Source organism: Streptococcus cristatus, assembly GCF_003943465.1.
Classification (GTDB): domain Bacteria; phylum Bacillota; class Bacilli; order Lactobacillales; family Streptococcaceae; genus Streptococcus; species Streptococcus cristatus_C.
Genome location: NZ_RJPR01000006.1, coordinates 41,431 through 57,786, shown reverse-complemented (window position 1 = coordinate 57,786; position 16,356 = coordinate 41,431). Strand labels below are relative to the sequence as shown.

Annotated in this window: 19 protein-coding genes, 2 pseudogenes and 1 other annotated feature (1 of these 22 only partly in view); of the genes and pseudogenes, 20 read left to right on the top strand and 1 reads right to left on the bottom strand. The window is 41.2% G+C overall.

Annotation, left to right across the window (positions count from 1 at the left end; translation table 11 throughout):
* The first annotated feature begins 7 nt into the window (after nt 1-7).
* The 8 genes and pseudogenes from D8793_RS07210 (at nt 8) to D8793_RS07175 (ending at nt 3,305) form a co-directional block, all read left to right on the top strand.
* Entirely contained in the window at nt 8-199 is a 192-nt protein-coding gene (locus D8793_RS07210) for a hypothetical protein (protein WP_125371324.1), read from the top strand.
* Nucleotides 200-201: 2 nt separating this feature from the next.
* Nucleotides 202-456, top strand: a complete 255-nt coding sequence (locus D8793_RS07205) for a hypothetical protein (RefSeq protein WP_125371323.1) — start codon at nt 202-204, stop codon at nt 454-456.
* A 12-nt stretch (nt 457-468) separates the two neighbouring features.
* Complete coding sequence (locus tag D8793_RS07200; protein WP_260471088.1) at nt 469-876, top strand: hypothetical protein; 408 nt, start codon at nt 469-471, stop codon at nt 874-876.
* The gene (locus D8793_RS07195; protein ID WP_125371322.1) at nt 873-1,133 is read left to right on the top strand and encodes a phage holin; all 261 of its coding nucleotides are present in this window, start codon (nt 873-875) and stop codon (nt 1,131-1,133) included. The genes D8793_RS07200 and D8793_RS07195 overlap by 4 nt, the downstream gene beginning before the upstream one ends.
* Before the next feature lie 80 nt (nt 1,134-1,213).
* Nucleotides 1,214-1,966, top strand: a pseudogene (locus tag D8793_RS07190) (SH3 domain-containing protein); the annotation flags it as partial.
* A gap of 418 nt (nt 1,967-2,384) precedes the next feature.
* Complete coding sequence (locus D8793_RS07185) at nt 2,385-2,603, top strand: YqgQ family protein (protein WP_005590812.1); 219 nt, start codon at nt 2,385-2,387, stop codon at nt 2,601-2,603.
* A 1-nt stretch (nt 2,604) separates the two neighbouring features.
* Nucleotides 2,605-2,985 (top strand): rhodanese-like domain-containing protein, encoded by a 381-nt coding sequence (locus D8793_RS07180; protein WP_125371320.1) that lies wholly within the window; start codon nt 2,605-2,607, stop codon nt 2,983-2,985.
* An 83-nt stretch (nt 2,986-3,068) separates the two neighbouring features.
* Nucleotides 3,069-3,305: a DUF4190 domain-containing protein gene (locus D8793_RS07175; RefSeq protein ID WP_125371319.1), complete on the top strand. Its 237-nt coding sequence runs from the start codon at nt 3,069-3,071 to the stop codon at nt 3,303-3,305.
* Nucleotides 3,306-3,340: 35 nt separating this feature from the next.
* On the opposite strand, the gene D8793_RS07170 is transcribed toward D8793_RS07175, so the two are convergent.
* Nucleotides 3,341-4,066, bottom strand: coding sequence for a 16S rRNA pseudouridine(516) synthase (locus D8793_RS07170; protein WP_125371318.1), 726 nt, complete (start codon nt 4,064-4,066; stop codon nt 3,341-3,343).
* A gap of 192 nt (nt 4,067-4,258) precedes the next feature.
* On the opposite strand from D8793_RS07170, the gene typA reads away from it, so the two are divergent.
* The 12 genes and pseudogenes from typA to D8793_RS07110 all read left to right on the top strand — a co-directional run bounded on the left by typA (nt 4,259) and on the right by D8793_RS07110 (nt 16,255).
* Nucleotides 4,259-6,106 carry a translational GTPase TypA gene (gene typA / locus D8793_RS07165; protein WP_062122682.1) on the top strand — a complete coding sequence of 616 codons (1,848 nt, stop codon included), beginning with the start codon at nt 4,259-4,261 and terminating at the stop codon, nt 6,104-6,106.
* Nucleotides 6,107-6,140: 34 nt separating this feature from the next.
* Nucleotides 6,141-6,398, top strand: a complete 258-nt coding sequence (locus tag D8793_RS07160; protein ID WP_005590808.1) for a DUF3165 family protein — start codon at nt 6,141-6,143, stop codon at nt 6,396-6,398.
* A 361-nt stretch (nt 6,399-6,759) separates the two neighbouring features.
* Entirely contained in the window at nt 6,760-8,112 is a 1,353-nt protein-coding gene (gene murD, locus D8793_RS07155; protein ID WP_125371390.1) for a UDP-N-acetylmuramoyl-L-alanine--D-glutamate ligase, read from the top strand.
* 1 nt (nt 8,113) lies between these two features.
* Nucleotides 8,114-9,184, top strand: a complete 1,071-nt coding sequence (locus D8793_RS07150) for a UDP-N-acetylglucosamine--N-acetylmuramyl-(pentapeptide) pyrophosphoryl-undecaprenol N-acetylglucosamine transferase (RefSeq protein ID WP_125371317.1) — start codon at nt 8,114-8,116, stop codon at nt 9,182-9,184.
* The gene (locus D8793_RS07145; protein ID WP_125371316.1) at nt 9,181-10,380 is read left to right on the top strand and encodes a cell division protein FtsQ/DivIB; all 1,200 of its coding nucleotides are present in this window, start codon (nt 9,181-9,183) and stop codon (nt 10,378-10,380) included. The genes D8793_RS07150 and D8793_RS07145 overlap by 4 nt, the downstream gene beginning before the upstream one ends.
* Nucleotides 10,381-10,503: 123 nt before the next feature.
* Entirely contained in the window at nt 10,504-11,868 is a 1,365-nt protein-coding gene (gene ftsA, locus D8793_RS07140) for a cell division protein FtsA (protein WP_125371389.1), read from the top strand.
* A gap of 16 nt (nt 11,869-11,884) precedes the next feature.
* The gene (gene ftsZ, locus D8793_RS07135) at nt 11,885-13,150 is read left to right on the top strand and encodes a cell division protein FtsZ (protein WP_125371315.1); all 1,266 of its coding nucleotides are present in this window, start codon (nt 11,885-11,887) and stop codon (nt 13,148-13,150) included.
* A gap of 4 nt (nt 13,151-13,154) precedes the next feature.
* Entirely contained in the window at nt 13,155-13,826 is a 672-nt protein-coding gene (locus D8793_RS07130; RefSeq protein ID WP_125371314.1) for a YggS family pyridoxal phosphate-dependent enzyme, read from the top strand.
* A gap of 204 nt (nt 13,827-14,030) precedes the next feature.
* Nucleotides 14,031-14,402 (top strand): annotated as a pseudogene (locus D8793_RS07125) (cell division protein SepF); the annotation flags it as partial.
* A gap of 3 nt (nt 14,403-14,405) precedes the next feature.
* Nucleotides 14,406-14,681, top strand: a complete 276-nt coding sequence (locus D8793_RS07120) for a YggT family protein (protein WP_061422496.1) — start codon at nt 14,406-14,408, stop codon at nt 14,679-14,681.
* Nucleotides 14,675-15,460: a YlmH family RNA-binding protein gene (locus D8793_RS07115; RefSeq protein ID WP_125371313.1), complete on the top strand. Its 786-nt coding sequence runs from the start codon at nt 14,675-14,677 to the stop codon at nt 15,458-15,460. Before D8793_RS07120 ends, D8793_RS07115 begins: the two co-directional genes overlap by 7 nt.
* Before the next feature lie 9 nt (nt 15,461-15,469).
* The gene (locus D8793_RS07110) at nt 15,470-16,255 is read left to right on the top strand and encodes a DivIVA domain-containing protein (protein WP_061910821.1); all 786 of its coding nucleotides are present in this window, start codon (nt 15,470-15,472) and stop codon (nt 16,253-16,255) included.
* Nucleotides 16,252-16,356 (top strand) — a binding site (T-box leader); it runs 99 nt beyond the window's last position. Its footprint overlaps the gene before it by 4 nt.

The following is a 16,356-nucleotide window of genomic DNA, read 5'->3' as shown; positions in this document are numbered from 1 at the left end:
GGTGTTTATGGATAACAAATTTTATAATCTTATGCTAGCTGGATACAAGGAACGGCTAGATAACTCGACTTTGGGAGAAATTGAACTAAAAGCTCGATTGATCCTGGAGCAAGAAAAAAATGCTGAATTGCAAGCGAAAGTCGAAGAGCTGGAAGCTTTACTTGCAAAAGAAACGGAACCAGCTAAAGAAGGAGAATAAACATGGCATTGGAAATCACAAAAACAACTAAAATCGTAGGTCGTATCAAAATTGACGACACAGTCATTAAGACAATGACTGCAGATATTGACGATAAAGGTGTAACAACACCTAACGATTGGGTCGATAATGCTGAAGCCTACGCCGCCAATCGTCACGAAGTGCGGAAGCAAGAACAGGCATTCCAAAACGCAGTCTATGCCACTGAGGATGCGATCATAGCGGAGCTGGAGGCAAAAGGAGCTGAGAAAAAATAGGGGTGGTGAAATGTGAACCATTTAATAGACTTTGTGGATAAACTCACGCCTGTCTTAGTCGTGATTATCCCTAGCTATTTTAGCTATCGCAGCAATCAAAATAGCAAGGAAACCGACAAGCGAATCGAAGCCTTAGTCGAAGATTTGGGCGACCTGAAAGAGTCTGTGACGAATATACAAAATATTGGGAACAGAAACAATCAGGATCTAAACCTGATCCAGAAAGGTTTGCAACGACTTCAGCGTTTTCGATTGCAGGAAAATCTAAAAAAAGCGTTGAGGCGTAGCCAGACTACCCAGCATGAGCTAGAAGAGCTGTCCCGCCTCTACGAAAGCTACGTTGAGCTTGGTGGCAATGGAGCCATCAAGCTTTTGTTTGAGAAATTCTCAAAATTACCAATCAAGGAGGATAAAGTGTGAATAAGATTAACTGGACAGTTCGTCTTAAAAACAAGAATTTTTGGCTGGCTCTGGTGCCCGCTATTGCCTTGCTTTTGCAGGCAGCGGGCGACATCTTCGGTCTTAAGCTGGAGCTTGGAGTAACGATTGATAAGATTTTAGTCTTTATCAATGTACTCTTTGCTTTGCTTGTGCTTGTTGGGGTTGTTAACGACCCGACGACTGCTGGGCTAGGTGACAGCCAGAAGGCTTTGAGTTATGACGAGCCTAAGAAATAATATAAAAGAGCAGGCGCTGAAGCTTGCTCTACTTGCTTTTGCTGCGACTTATTTTTGGTTTGTGGCGTTTGAAAATTTGAAAGGAAAATAATATGACAACAGCAAATGAACTTGTACAATTTACGATTGGCCTAGCAAACTCAGGCATGGGTGTTGATAAAGATGGGTTCGCAGGCACTCAATGCGCAGATTTGCTAACCTATCCATCAAAACACTTTTTCGGTGTAGATCTATGGGGCAACGCAGCTGATTTGCTAGATTCGGCAGAAGCAGCTGGCTGGGAAGTACACCGCATGCCAACTGACGAAAACCCACGAGCTGGAGCGTTTTTCAATATGAATGCTTGGTTTGGTGGTGTTAACTATGGCCATTGCGGTATCGTTATTGAGGATTCTGATGGTATTACGATGCGAACTGTCGAGCAAAATGTCGACGGAAATGCAGATGCTTTAATTGTTGGAGGCCCAGCTCGATACAATAATCGAGGTTTTGAGGACGTAATTGGCTGGTTTTATCCACCATACAGCGATGGCGCAGCGCCAGCTACTCCAGCTGACGTAACTCCAACATCAGACGAAATTGAGCTTACGCCTGAAACAGGCACATTTAAGGTAGGAGAAGCAGCCATCAATGTGCGCCGTGCCCCAAATCTTAATGGCGAAATCGTGCATGTCTATGAACCTGGAGAATCTGTTAATTATGACAGCAAGGGTTCAGCTAACGGCTACCGCTGGATTTCGTACATTGGCCAATCCGGCAACCGCAATTACATGGCCATCGGTCAAACTGACGAGGCTGGTAATCGGATTACCCTTTGGGGAGATTTGAGCTAAAGCAAAACCGCAGCGGAAACTGCGGGAAGATTATCTTGAGATAATCTTGATAAAAAAACATTCTCTTAAATTTTAATCTACCCCAGCTTTTTAGCTGGGGCTTTTTTATATAGTGTTAGATAAATAATTGCCTATATAACGGAAAATCTAGAAAATGTCCGCTCTGTCGGACTTGGCAGACTGGCAGTGATGCTGGTCTGATTTTCGAAAGACTATACAAAATAGATTAGAGCTTTTTGTAAAAAAAGACCTTGTCCAAAAGGTCGGGGACTTGGAGGGGACATCCTCCAAGAAAGTTTATTTAACAATATTTCATTTTACCTTTTTCATAATAATCTCCTGAAAAGGTAGCCTATGTGGCTGTCTTTTCTGTTTTGTCATCTTGAAAACTTTGCTAAAATCTGATAAAATATAGCTCATGAAAACACTCTATGATGTGCAGCAATTTCTTAAAAATTTCGGGATCATTATCTATATGGGCAAGCGTCTTTATGATATTGAGATGATGAAAATTGAGCTGGAGCGGATTTACGATGCTGGCCTGATGGATAAGCTTGATTATCTGGAGGCTGAGGCGGTTCTTCGCAGAGAACATCAAGTAGAGTTGAAGTATTTAGAAGATAAAGGGAGAAACTAGAATGGGAATTTGGACTTTATGGGCAATTTTGCTGGGAATGTTAGCTTGGATGGGCTTCAATTATTTCCGTATTCGTCGTGCAGCTAAGGTAGTAGATAATAGTGAGTTTGAAGCTTTGATTCGTCAAGGGCAATTGATTGACCTGCGTGATCCATCGGATTTCCATCGCAAGCATATCTTGGGGGCGCGCAATATTCCGTCCCAACAGCTCAAGTCTAGTATCAATGCGCTTCGCAAAGACAAACCAGTTCTTCTTTATGAAAATAGCCGTGGGCAACGTGTGACCAATGCGGCGATTTACTTGAAAAAGCAAGGTTTTAATGATATTTATATCCTGTCTTACGGTCTTGATTCTTGGACGGGCAAGGTTAAGACAAGCTGATTCTTTGTAGAAATATATATACAAAACCAATTTCCTATGTTATAATAGGTAAGTGCAAATATTTTTTAAGGAGTTTTTAGAACATGCAAGAAAAGAATAAAACCTCACGTAATATAGGTATCCTATCAATCGTAGGTAGTCTTTGGCTTCCATTACCAGGCATTATTTTAGGAACTCTTGCTATAATAGAAGCTAACACACGTCAAAAAGAATCTGGACTTGATTATAAAACAGAAAGAATTATAGCTATTGTCGGTATTGTCATTTCTGCCATCAACTGGATTGCAGGAATTCTTCTGACTATGAATGGATTTGTGTAATAAATAATAAAAAGGCTTGAATAAGCCTTTTTGTTTTACCAAGTTTGTTCCAAATAGCCTCTGATAATCTCGAGTTCGGAAGGATTCAGCGGTCGATAGCTGCCTTCTGCTAGATTGGGATCCAGCTGAAAATCACCGAAATGGGTGCGTTTGAGATAGGTGACCTTGACACCAACTGCTAGAAACATTTTCTTGACCTGATGAAATTTCCCTTCAGAAATGGTAACTGAGGCGGTGGAGTGCTCTGGGCTGGTCGTGTGAATCTGAAGTTGAGCGGGTTTGCATTGAGTTCCGTCCAGAAAGATAATGCCTTGCTGAAAAGCGATTGTGGCTTCTTGGCCAAGAAGGCCGTTGACTTCGACATAGTAGGTCTTTGCGATATGGTATTGTGGATGGAGGAGTTGAAATCCCAGTGGCCCATTATCTGTGATCAGAAGCAGACCTCGTGTATCACGATCCAAACGGCCGATGGCGTAAAGCTGGTCGTTAAAATCTTCTGGGGCAATTAGATCTATGACAGTCATCTTGTCCGAGTCAGAATTGGCAGTGACAGCACCGACGGGCTTGTTCATCAGAAAATAATGGTGGGCTAGGTGGTTTAATGGTTTACCAGCTAGGCTAATGAACTGGAGGCCGCTATCGACATTTTGGCTGAGGGAGCGAGCTGCTTGGCCGTCAATTACGATCTGCCTTAGTCGCAGTTTTTGTTTCATCTCTTTCCGGCTAATCTTAGCTAGGGCTAAGAATTTATCAAGGCGCATGAGTTTTCCTTTCAAAGGGTTGGATCGATTCTTTTTTCTTTTTATCATACACTTTCGGGAGTAAAATTGCAAAAATGGCTACAGTTTACGATTTACCTATGAAAACATTTACACTTGGTTAGCCCGTGTTTTTTGGAAAAAACTGTGTTATAATTTTTAGTTGGAAATAAATAATAAGATTTAGAGGAAATCATGACAAAATTAAGAGAAGATATCCGTAACATTGCGATTATCGCCCACGTTGACCACGGTAAAACAACCCTCGTTGACGAATTATTGAAACAATCTGAAACTCTTGATGCACGTACTGAATTGGCAGAGCGTGCTATGGACTCAAATGATATCGAAAAAGAGCGTGGAATTACCATCCTGGCTAAGAATACAGCTGTTGCTTACAACGGAACTCGTATCAACATCATGGACACACCAGGACACGCGGACTTCGGTGGAGAAGTTGAGCGGATCATGAAAATGGTTGACGGTGTTGTTTTGGTTGTAGATGCCTACGAAGGAACCATGCCACAAACTCGTTTCGTATTGAAAAAGGCCTTAGAACAAGATCTTGTCCCAATCGTGGTTGTCAACAAAATTGACAAACCGTCAGCTCGTCCAGCGGAGGTAGTGGATGAAGTATTGGAACTCTTCATCGAGCTTGGTGCAGATGATGACCAGCTTGACTTCCCAGTGGTGTATGCTTCAGCTATCAACGGAACTTCTTCACTTTCTGACGATCCTGCTGATCAAGAAAAAACAATGGCACCAATCTTTGATACCATTATCGACCATATCCCAGCTCCAGTAGACAACTCAGATGAGCCTTTGCAGTTCCAAGTGTCACTTTTGGACTACAATGACTTCGTAGGTCGTATCGGTATCGGACGTGTCTTCCGTGGTAGTGTGAAAGTTGGGGACCAAGTTACCCTTTCTAAACTAGACGGAACAACGAAAAACTTCCGTGTTACGAAGCTCTTTGGTTTCTTTGGCTTGGAGCGTCGTGAAATCCAAGAAGCAAAAGCGGGTGACTTGATTGCCGTATCCGGTATGGAAGATATCTTTGTTGGTGAGACGATTACACCGACAGATGCCATTGAACCTCTTCCAATTCTTCACATCGATGAGCCAACGCTTCAAATGACCTTCTTGGTCAACAACTCACCATTTGCTGGTCGTGAAGGTAAATGGGTAACGTCTCGTAAGGTGGAAGAACGTTTGCAGGCTGAGCTACAAACAGACGTTTCCCTTCGTGTTGACCCAACGGACTCACCAGATAAGTGGACGGTTTCAGGTCGTGGTGAATTGCATTTGTCAATCCTGATCGAAACCATGCGTCGTGAAGGGTATGAGCTACAAGTATCTCGTCCAGAAGTTATTGTAAAAGAAATTGACGGTGTTAAATGTGAGCCGTTTGAGCGTGTCCAAATCGACACTCCAGAAGAGTACCAAGGATCTGTTATCCAAAGCCTTTCTGAGCGCAAGGGTGAAATGTTGGATATGATTTCAACTGGTAATGGTCAAACTCGTTTAGTCTTCCTTGTTCCAGCGCGTGGTTTGATCGGATACTCAACTGAGTTCTTGTCAATGACGCGTGGTTACGGTATCATGAACCATACCTTCGACCAATACTTGCCATTGATTCCAGGTGAAATCGGAGGCCGTCACCGTGGTGCTCTGGTATCTATTGATGCTGGTAAGGCAACAACCTACTCAATCATGTCGATCGAAGAACGTGGTACTATCTTTGTTAACCCAGGTACTGAGGTTTACGAAGGAATGATCATCGGTGAAAACTCTCGTGAAAACGACTTGACAGTTAACATCACTAAGGCCAAACAAATGACCAACGTTCGTTCAGCTACTAAGGACCAAACAGCGGTTATCAAGACACCTCGTATCTTGACCCTTGAAGAGTCACTTGAGTTCTTGAACGACGATGAGTACATGGAAGTAACGCCTGAGTCTATCCGTTTGCGTAAACAAATCTTGAACAAGCAAGAACGTGAAAAAGCTAATAAAAACAAGAAAAAACAAGCAGCAGAATAAATCATTGAGTTGACTGGTGGTAGAAAGGAGCAGCATGATTTACCTGATTATTGGAATATTAATCTTGCTTTTCTATGTATTTGCCATTCCAACTAGTATTAAGGGGACGTTGAATGTCTTGACATTTGTACTTTTGCTGGTTGCCTTGATCATTTTGCTTGCTTTGGCAATTTTTCAAATTTTTAAATTGCCTGGAGAATTATTTGTGAGTATCTTTTTGATTATTATTACAGTGTGGGCCTTGATGGACATCGAGCGTCTAGTACCATCTCAGAAATCAAAAGAACTTTGAACCCATAAACTATAAGGAAGGAATTAGGATTTCAAAGGTCGTGTAGACTTTTGGTAGCCTAATTCCTTTTGTTTATCTAAAGCGAGATTCTTCGATGGTGGTTTTGACTGGCTAGAAATGACATACAAATACTGGTAGTTTCTCATCTAACGAGAACATGTTTTTTTGAATGTTGCTGGTAATCAAATGTTTTAGATAGCACTTTGCCGGTATAAAAAGATGTTGCCAAAGGTTTCAAATAGAATAATATTTCTTCTTATTTATTAAAAGCTGATAACAGTTAAAATAAAAGCCTGATATGACTTTTTTATTTTCGCAAAAAAAGGTAAAATAGAAGGTAGTATGAATGAAGAGGTACATGATGAAGACTATTTCAAAATTTGCCAATAAGAAAGTTTTGGTGTTGGGTTTAGCTAAATCAGGGGAGTCAGCTGCCCGTCTTTTGGATAAACTGGGAGCGATTGTGACGGTCAATGATGGGAAACCTTTCGAAGAAAATCCAGCTGCCCAATCTTTGCTGGAAGAAGGAATTAAGGTCATAACTGGTGGTCATCCATTAGAATTGTTGGATGAAGATTTTGAATGGATGGTGAAAAATCCGGGCATTCCTTACAATAATCCTATGGTCATGAGGGCTTTGGAAAAGAAGATTCCTGTTATTACTGAAGTCGAGATGGCTTATCTGATTTCGGATGCACCGATTATTGGGATTACTGGCTCCAATGGAAAAACGACTACGACAACCATGATTGCGGAAGTGCTAACAGCAGGCGGACAAAATGGTCTCTTGTCAGGGAATATCGGATTTCCAGCTAGTCAAGTTGCCCAAGATGCGGGTGAAACAGACACATTGGTCATGGAACTTTCTTCTTTCCAACTAATGGGAATCGAAGCCTTCCATCCAGAAATAGCGGTCATTACAAATCTGATGCCGACGCATCTGGACTATCACGGCTCTTTTGAGGAATATGTGGCGGCCAAGTGGAATATCCAAAAAAATATGACAGCTTCTGACTATGTCGTGTTGAATTTCAATCAAGACTTGGCGAAAGAATTGGCTAAGAAGACGGCTGCCAAAGTGCTTCCTTTTTCAACTAAAGAAAAGGTCGATGGAGCTTACTTGGACGGCGATGTGCTGACTTTCCGTGGGGAAGCCATTATGAAAGCTTCTGAACTAGGCGTGCCTGGTAGCCATAATGTAGAAAATGCTCTAGCAACCATTGCAGTAGCCAAACTTCGTGGGATTGACAATCAAGTTATTAAAGAAACTCTGGCTCATTTTGGTGGTGTCAAGCATCGTCTCCAGTATGTGGGCGAAATCAATCAAGTCAAATTTTACAATGATAGCAAATCAACTAATATCTTAGCGACTCAAAAAGCTTTATCAGGCTTTGACAATAGCAAGGTCATTCTGATTGCTGGTGGCCTGGATCGTGGCAATGAATTTGATGAATTGGTGCCAGATATCAAGGGCTTGAAAAAGATGGTGATTCTGGGAGAATCGGCTGCACGTGTTAAGCGGGCTGCGGATCAGGCAGAAGTAAGCTATCTGGACGCTTCAGATGTCAGAGATGCTACTCGCAAAGCCTTTTCTGTGGCGGAGCCTGGGGATGCTGTTCTTCTCAGTCCAGCCAATGCCAGCTGGGATATGTATAAGAATTTTGAAGTGCGGGGCGATGAATTCCTTGCCGTGTTTAAAGAATTAAAGGAATAAAATGAAAAAAATAGTATTTACAGGCGGAGGGACAGTTGGCCATGTGACCCTCAATCTTTTGCTGATGCCTAAATTTATCGAAGAGGGCTGGGAAGTCCATTATATCGGTGACCGCCATGGGATTGAGTACAAGGAAATTCAAAAATCAGGTCTACCTGTTGTTTTCCATTCGATTGCAACTGGCAAGCTCCGTCGCTATTTTTCTTGGCAGAATCTTTGGGATGTTTTTAAAGTGGCAGGCGGCATTCTCCAGTCGCTGGGCATCATGTTAAAAGTCAGTCCCAAAGCTCTATTTTCAAAAGGAGGCTTTGTGTCTGTTCCGCCAGTGATTGCGGCGAAGGTGACAGGCGTTCCAGTCTTTATCCATGAGTCTGATTTGTCGCTTGGTTTGGCTAATAAAATTGGTTATAAATGTGCGACAAAGATGTTCACGACTTTTGAGCAAGCTGAGGGCTTGAGCAAGGCTGAACATGTTGGAGCGGTGACCAAGATCGCTGCCCTCCCTCAAACGGAACCGGCTGAGATTGAGAAAATTAAGGCCCATTTCACAGAAGGAAAACCTACCTTGCTCTTTGTTGGTGGCTCAGGAGGAGCGAAAGTTTTCAATGATTTTATTACCAAAAATAAGGATCGCTTGATTGAAAAATACAATATTATCAATCTGACGGGCGATGCTAACTTGGATGAGCTTTCCCATCGCATTTACCGAGTGTCCTATGTGACAGATCTGTATCAGCCACTGATGGCTATGGCAGATGTCGTCGTGACACGAGGCGGTTCCAATACTATTTTTGAATTACTGGCGATGAAGAAGTTGCAAGTAATTGTACCTTTGGGGCTTGGGGCAAGTCGAGGAGATCAGATTGAAAATGCCAACTACTTTTTGGAAAAAGGGTATGCGCTTAAAATCAATGAAGAAAACTTGAATCGGGTTAATCTCCAAGTAGCAGTGGATGATTTACTAAGAGAAAAGGATGCTTACTATCAACGAATGGAAAAAGCACCTGAATTAAAATCGGTAGATGATTTTTATGAAATTTTGAAGCAAGATATTAACAAAGGGAAAAAATGAAAAAAAGCAAGGAAGATAAGCAAGAAACTGCTCAACTTTCTCTTTCTGAATGGCAAGTCAGAAACAAAGAGTATCTTGAGAAAAAAGCTCAAGAAAAGGCAAAAAAGCAAGCTGAGTTAGAGAAAAAAAGAGCTGAACTAAAGCAGAAAAAAGAAGAAATGAAGGCGGAACTGGAAAATCAGGAGCCTTCTAACGAAGAAGATACAGTCTCCGAAGAAATTGACACAGACTTTCCTACAAGTGAAGAAGATGCAGTTCAAGATTCTGAAAGTGAGTCTGAAGTTGAGGAGGGAGCTGAAGCTGAAGCTCAGGATCAAGAGCAAGATGAAGAAGAAGTAGAAGTAGAGCAGGTTGAGCTTCCAAAAGTTCCAATTGAGAAAATTCATTGGTATCGAGCTTTGCCAGTTTTAGTGACAAGTTCTCTGATCTTTTTAGCTTCTCTTTATTTCCTCACGCCACTTGCAACCATGAAGACCATTGAATTTACTGGAAACAAGGTTGTGAGTCAGGAAGAACTAAAAAGCAGTAGCAAAATCGATCAGCGCGATTACACTGTCACTGTTTACAAAAATCGCCATCATTACGAGCAAAATCTGAAAGCTTCTAGCCCCTGGATTGAAAATGTAGAAATGACCTATCAATTTCCGCTGACTTTCAAAATCGATGTTCAGGAATATGGCATTTTAGGTTATTTGCAGAAAGATTCTAAGTATTATCCTATTTTAACGAGTGGAGAATACGTAAAAAAAGAGGTTGCGACTGATGCTTTGCCGGAAGAGCGGATGGATGTGACCTTCTCGGATGCAGGTTTGATCAAGGAGTTTGTTCAACAACTGAAGAATGTTCCTGATTCAGTCAAAAAGAGCATTAGAAAAGTTGATTTAACTCCTAGCAAGGTGACAGAGGATTTAGTGACTATTACCATGTCTGATGAACACCAAATTTTAGTTCCTATTTCTCATATTGCTAAGAAACTTCCTTACTATGAAGGAATTCATCCTCAGTTGGAAGTGCCAAGTGTGGTTGATATGGAGGCTGGTATTTTTAGCTATGCGCAAGGCACAGAAAATGAAGCTATCCATGAAGCTAGTAACGATGCACAAGATACGGAATCTTCGGCTCAACGTGCAGAGCAATCTACCGAGCATTCTGCTCAATCTCAGGCAGAAAAGCCAGAGATTTCTGAAAATAACTAATTATTATAGATAAAAAACTGCGCCAATTTCGTATTTTTATGATATAATAAAGTTTGGATAACCCTATTTTCTAGAGTTATTTGTATTAGAATGGAAACGTGGAAGACAGAGAGGACTGATGTAATGGCTAGAGATGGCTTTTTTACTGGATTAGATATAGGAAGTAGCACAATTAAAGTGTTGGTGGCAGAGCACATCAACGGTGAAATGAATGTTATTGGAGTCAGCAATGCAAAGAGTGCTGGCGTTAAAGATGGGATTATTGTCGATATTGAAGCAGCAGCAGCAGCTATTAAGTCAGCAATTTCTCAAGCAGAGGAAAAAGCGGGGATTTCAATTGGCTTAGTGAATGTTGGCTTGCCTGCAAATCTACTGCAAATTGAGCCAACTCAAGGAATGATTCCTGTGACTAGTGACTCCAAAGAAATTACCGATGAAGATGTCGAGAGCGTGGTAAGATCTGCCTTGACCAAGAGCATGACTCCTGACCGTGAAGTAATTACCTTCATTCCAGAAGAGTTTGTTGTTGATGGCTTCCAAGGGATCCGTGATCCTCGTGGTATGATGGGGATTCGCCTAGAAATGCGCGGCCTACTCTACACTGGTCCTCGTACAATCCTGCATAACCTCCGTAAAACAGTAGAGCGTGCAGGAGTGAAATTGGAAAATATTATCATTTCTCCTTTAGCGATGACAAAATCTATCCTGAACGAAGGAGAACGGGAGTTTGGCGCGACAGTCATTGATATGGGTGGCGGACAAACTACAGTTGCTTCTGTAAAAAATCAAGAATTACAATTTACCAATATCTATCAAGAAGGCGGCGACTATGTCACAAAAGACATTTCAAAAGTCTTGAAAACTTCTCAGAAATTGGCAGAAAGCTTGAAATTTAACTATGGTGTGGCTTATGTACCATTTGCAGGCCCAGAATCTTTCCCAGTTGAAGTCATCGGGGAAGTTAATCCAGTTGAAATAACAGAAACCTATCTAGCTGAAATCATCTCTGCTCGTATCAAACATGTTTTTGAACAAATCAAGCAAGATTTAGATAGAAGACACGTGTTAGATCTTCCTGGTGGTATCGTCATCGTTGGTGGTGGAGCAATCTTGCCTGGCGTTGTAGAATTAGCTCAGGAAGTATTTGGCGTTCACGCTAAATTATATGTACCAAATCAAATCGGTATCCGTAATCCAGCTTTTGCCCACGTGATTAGTCTTTCAGAGTATGCGGGCAATCTGACCGAAGTGGATCGAATTGCACAAGCTGCTGTTCGTGGAGACGAGCAGTTGCGTCATCAAGCAACTAGCTTTGAACGTCCAAGTCATAGAGTACCTCGCTTTGATCATCAGCCGGTTGAACCAGTTCAACCAGTTCAAGAGGTGGAACCAGAAATTGCACCGCTTAGAAATGAAGAACCACAAGAGGAACCAAAAGCTAGTCTTACAGATAAGATGCGCAATTTAATTGGGAATATGTTTGAGTAAGGAGAATAAATAGATTATGACATTTTCATTTGATGCGGCTGCTGCACAAGGCGCAGTCATTAAAGTAATTGGTGTCGGCGGTGGCGGCGGAAACGCTATTAACCGTATGATCGATGAAGGTCTTGCTGGCGTAGAATTTATCGCAGCAAATACAGATGTGCAAGCACTTAGCAGTGCAAAAGCAGAAACAGTTATCCAGCTTGGTCCTAAGTTGACTCGTGGTCTGGGTGCAGGAGGTCAACCTGAGGTTGGTCGTAAAGCAGCTGAAGAAAGCGAAGAAGTCTTGACAGAAGCCCTTCAAGGAGCAGACATGGTCTTTATCACTGCTGGTATGGGTGGTGGCTCTGGTACAGGTGCTGCACCAGTTATTGCCCGCATCGCTAAATCAGTAGGCGCCCTAACTGTAGCAGTTGTAACTCGTCCATTTGGATTTGAAGGAAACAAACGTGGTAATTTTGCCGTTGAAGGAATCAACGAACTGCGTGAACATGTAGATACTCTTTTGATCATTTCAAACAACAATCTTTTGGAAATTGTTGACAAGAAAACTCCGCTTCTCGAAGCCTTGAGTGAAGCTGATAACGTATTGCGCCAAGGGGTTCAGGGTATTACTGACTTGATTACTAGCCCTGGCTTGATTAACCTTGACTTTGCAGACGTGAAGACTGTTATGGAAAATAAAGGTAATGCTTTGATGGGTATCGGTATCGGAAGCGGTGAAGAACGTGTGATCGAAGCAGCTCGCAAAGCTATCTACTCTCCACTTCTTGAGACAACTATTGACGGTGCAGAAGACGTGATCGTCAACGTTACTGGTGGCCTAGATATGACTTTGATTGAAGCGGAAGAAGCTTCTGAAATCGTTAATCAGGCAGCTGGTCATGGTGTCAACATCTGGCTCGGTACTTCTATTGATGAATCTATGAAGGATGAAATCCGTGTGACTGTTGTTGCAACAGGTGTTAAAGAGGATAAGGTTGATAAAGTAAGTGGATTGCAAGGCGTTAAACCTGCAAGCCGAGCTGAGCAAGTACGCTCAGCACAATCATCTGCTCATTATGATCGAAACTTCGATATGGCAGAAACAAGAGAAATGCCAGCTCCTTCTCATCGCTCAACTGTAGAAACTTCTAGAGCTTCAGCCTTTGGAGACTGGGATTTACGTCGTGAATCAATCGTTCGTCAAGCAGAACCAGTGCCTTCTAGCCGTGTAGAGCGCTTTACAGATATTAAGGAAGAAGATGACGAACTTGAAACACCGCCATTCTTTAGAAATCGCTAATTAAATGGATTTTCAAGCAAATAAAGATTTAATTTTTCAAAATGTTGCTCAAATAGTTGAAAAAGAAAATCGATTGAAGGACTCCGTAAACATTATTGCGGTTACCAAGTATGTTGACTGTGAAACAGCGAAAAAACTCGTGGATACAGGAATCAAACATATTGGAGAAAATCGAGTAGATAAGTTTCTTGAAAAATATCATGCCTTAAAGGAAGAGAATCTTACTTGGCATTTAATTGGTAGTTTGCAGAGAAGAAAAGTGAAAGATGTGATCAACTATGTTGATTATTTCCATGCTTTAGACTCTGTCAAATTGGCTCAAGAAATCAACAAGCGAGCAGATCATGTGATTAATTGTTTCTTGCAAGTCAATATTTCAAAAGAAGAAAGCAAGCACGGTTTTTTAGTTGAAGAACTAGATAGTGTTTTACCAGAGCTTTCAGCCTTAGAAAATATTTGCATTGTTGGCCTGATGACCATGGCTCCACTCGAAGCTGATCATCAAGAACTGAATCAGATTTTTTCAGAGGCACATCAGCTTCAATTAAACTTACAAAGCAAACAGTTAAAAAACATGCCCTTTTCTGATTTGAGTATGGGAATGAGCCGTGATTATCCAGAAGCGATTGCCAACGGCTCAACCTATGTCAGAATCGGAACAGCATTTTTAAAATAGGAAAGAACAATGTCATTTAAAGATAAATTTGATAAATTTATAGAATACTTTACAGAAGATGGAGAGAAGTCTGACTTACCAGTACAGCCTTCAGATGAATCTGATTCTGTTTTGAAGCCTGCAGAGATCGAGCCAGTTCCGGCTGCATCAGCAAAGGAAAACGCACGTACTCGTTCAGCTTCTTCACAAGTCCAACAAAAGCCTGCAACGGAAAATATTACTAGATTGCATGCTCGCCAACAAGAACTGGCTCAGCATCGAGTGAAATCTAGTGAGAAGGTTACGATTGATGTTCGCTATCCGAAAAAATATGAGGAAGCAACAGAGGTTGTTGATTTACTTGTAGCGAATGAGAGTATCTTAATTGATTTTCAATATATGACGGAGGTACAAGCAAGACGTTGCTTGGATTACCTTGATGGGGCACGCTATGTTTTGGCTGGGAACTTGAGAAAAGTTGCTAGTACCATGTACTTGCTCACTCCAATCAATGTTGTCGTCAATGTAGAAGATATTCGCCTTCCAAACGATGTGGATCTGAGTGAATACGATTTTGATATGAAACGCAGCAGATAATTAATGATTTACTTTATTTTAAAATTAGTTTCTAATCTAATTGATCTTTACTCCCTTCTCGTCTTCGTCTATGCACTCTTGTCTTGGTTCCCTGGAGCTTACCAAACAGCCCTAGGAAGGCTTGTCGGTTCTCTGGTTGAACCATTTTTGCGTTTGTTCCGCAGGTTGCCTTTGCAGTTTGGTAGATTAGACTTTACTGTTCTGGCGGCACTTTTTGCCTTGAGAGTGCTTGATACCTTATTTCTACACTTCCTCGCTTCCTTGTTATTGCTATGGTAAACAATATCTATCAGCATTATTCTCAGGATGATCAAGATTTTCTGGATAAAAGCATGGAATTGCTTCAAAGAGTAGAAAATCAATATAGCTATGAGACGACTGCTTTTTTAAATCCTCATCAGGTCAATATTCTCAAAAATTTGAGTAAGCAATATGATGTGCAAGTATTTGCTAGTTCAGATTATTTTCCAAGTGAGTTTGCTAAAGTGTTGATTGCACCTAGCTATTATCAATTAGAACTCGAAGATTTTGATGTGATCTTGCTAGAGATTACCTATGCAAGTAAGTTCTACAAGGTAACTCATTCACAAATTATGGGAACCCTTTTGCATCAGCTAGGGATTGAGAGGCGGACGTTTGGCGATATTATCGTTGTGGATGACCGTGCACAAGTATTTGTGGATAGAAGATTAGAAGAATATTTCATTACGAATGTTTCTAAAATAGCTAAAGTCCCAGTTCGGCTAAGAAGAGTTGATTTCAAAGATCAGTTACAAGACGCACTGGCGACTAAAACAACAGATGTTTTGGTCTCTAGTCTCAGATTGGATAAGCTGGTAGCCACAGTCTTTAAGTTATCACGTAGTCAAGCTGTGGAACTAATCATGGGGAAGCAGGTAAAGCAGAACTACAGAACCATTGATAATCCTAGCCAACAGCTCTCTCTGGGGGATTTGATTAGCGTTAGGAAATATGGAAGATTTAAGATATTAACAGAAAATGGTTTTTCCAAAAACGGGAAGCATAAACTAACAGTTGAATTATTACCTAGTAAATAAGGAGGAAACATGGCACTAACATCATTAGATATTAGAGATAAAGGTTTTTCAACCAGATTTAGAGGGTACGATATTGATGAAGTTGAAGAATTTCTTGATATCATTGTCAATGATTATGAGGAATTAATCCGTGAGAATCGTGAGAAAGAAGCAAAAATCCGTAATCTTGAAGAACGTCTAATTTATTTTGATGAAATGAAAGATTCGCTCAGCCAATCTGTTTTGATTGCACAAGATACAGCAGAGCGGGTCAAACAGGCAGCACAAGAACGTTCAGGAAATATTGTGCAGCAAGCAGAGCAAGATGCGCAACGTTTATTAGATAGAGCCAAGTATAAGGCAAATGATATTCTTCGTCAGGCTACAGATAACGCCAAAAGAGTAGCTGTTGAGACAGAAGAATTGAAAAATAAAACGCGTGTCTTCCATCAGCGTCTCAAATCGACAATTGAAAGTCAACTAAGTATTGTTGACTCTCCAGATTGGGAAGATATCCTTCGCCCAACTGCTGCCTATCTCCAAACCAGTGATGAAGCCTTTAAAGAAGTGGTTGAAGAAGCGATTGGAGAAAAAGTCGAGCTAGAGGAAGAAGTAGATGTTACGCGCCAATTCTCACCTGAAGAATTAGCTGAATTGCAAGAACGAATTGAGCAAGCAAATCGAGATTTGGCAGAAACACAGACTCTTCAGACTATAGATGAAGAGCTGATCCAAGCACAACAGAAAGAAATTTTAGAATCTGGAGAACTTTCAGATTTGGATGAAGATTCTAAAGTTCAAGTGGATCTTTTATAAGTGCAGAAACACAAGGCAAATAAAATATTTTCAGCGAGCAGGTGGTGGTGAAAGACCTGTAATCCCTTTTGTTTGACTTATCATTCTGCTTCATCGTTTCT

Coding starts and splice junctions, on each gene's coding strand:
- D8793_RS07210 (WP_125371324.1), top strand. CDS start 8: ATGGATAACAAATTTTATAATCTTATGCTAGCTGGATACAAGGAACGG.
- D8793_RS07205 (WP_125371323.1), top strand. CDS start 202: ATGGCATTGGAAATCACAAAAACAACTAAAATCGTAGGTCGTATCAAA.
- D8793_RS07185 (WP_005590812.1), top strand. CDS start 2,385: ATGAAAACACTCTATGATGTGCAGCAATTTCTTAAAAATTTCGGGATC.
- D8793_RS07180 (WP_125371320.1), top strand. CDS start 2,605: ATGGGAATTTGGACTTTATGGGCAATTTTGCTGGGAATGTTAGCTTGG.
- D8793_RS07175 (WP_125371319.1), top strand. CDS start 3,069: ATGCAAGAAAAGAATAAAACCTCACGTAATATAGGTATCCTATCAATC.
- D8793_RS07170 (WP_125371318.1), bottom strand. CDS start 4,066: ATGCGCCTTGATAAATTCTTAGCCCTAGCTAAGATTAGCCGGAAAGAG.
- typA (WP_062122682.1), top strand. CDS start 4,259: ATGACAAAATTAAGAGAAGATATCCGTAACATTGCGATTATCGCCCAC.
- D8793_RS07160 (WP_005590808.1), top strand. CDS start 6,141: ATGATTTACCTGATTATTGGAATATTAATCTTGCTTTTCTATGTATTT.
- murD (WP_125371390.1), top strand. CDS start 6,760: ATGAAGACTATTTCAAAATTTGCCAATAAGAAAGTTTTGGTGTTGGGT.
- D8793_RS07150 (WP_125371317.1), top strand. CDS start 8,114: ATGAAAAAAATAGTATTTACAGGCGGAGGGACAGTTGGCCATGTGACC.
- D8793_RS07145 (WP_125371316.1), top strand. CDS start 9,181: ATGAAAAAAAGCAAGGAAGATAAGCAAGAAACTGCTCAACTTTCTCTT.
- ftsA (WP_125371389.1), top strand. CDS start 10,504: ATGGCTAGAGATGGCTTTTTTACTGGATTAGATATAGGAAGTAGCACA.
- ftsZ (WP_125371315.1), top strand. CDS start 11,885: ATGACATTTTCATTTGATGCGGCTGCTGCACAAGGCGCAGTCATTAAA.
- D8793_RS07130 (WP_125371314.1), top strand. CDS start 13,155: ATGGATTTTCAAGCAAATAAAGATTTAATTTTTCAAAATGTTGCTCAA.
- D8793_RS07120 (WP_061422496.1), top strand. CDS start 14,406: ATGATTTACTTTATTTTAAAATTAGTTTCTAATCTAATTGATCTTTAC.
- D8793_RS07115 (WP_125371313.1), top strand. CDS start 14,675: ATGGTAAACAATATCTATCAGCATTATTCTCAGGATGATCAAGATTTT.
- D8793_RS07110 (WP_061910821.1), top strand. CDS start 15,470: ATGGCACTAACATCATTAGATATTAGAGATAAAGGTTTTTCAACCAGA.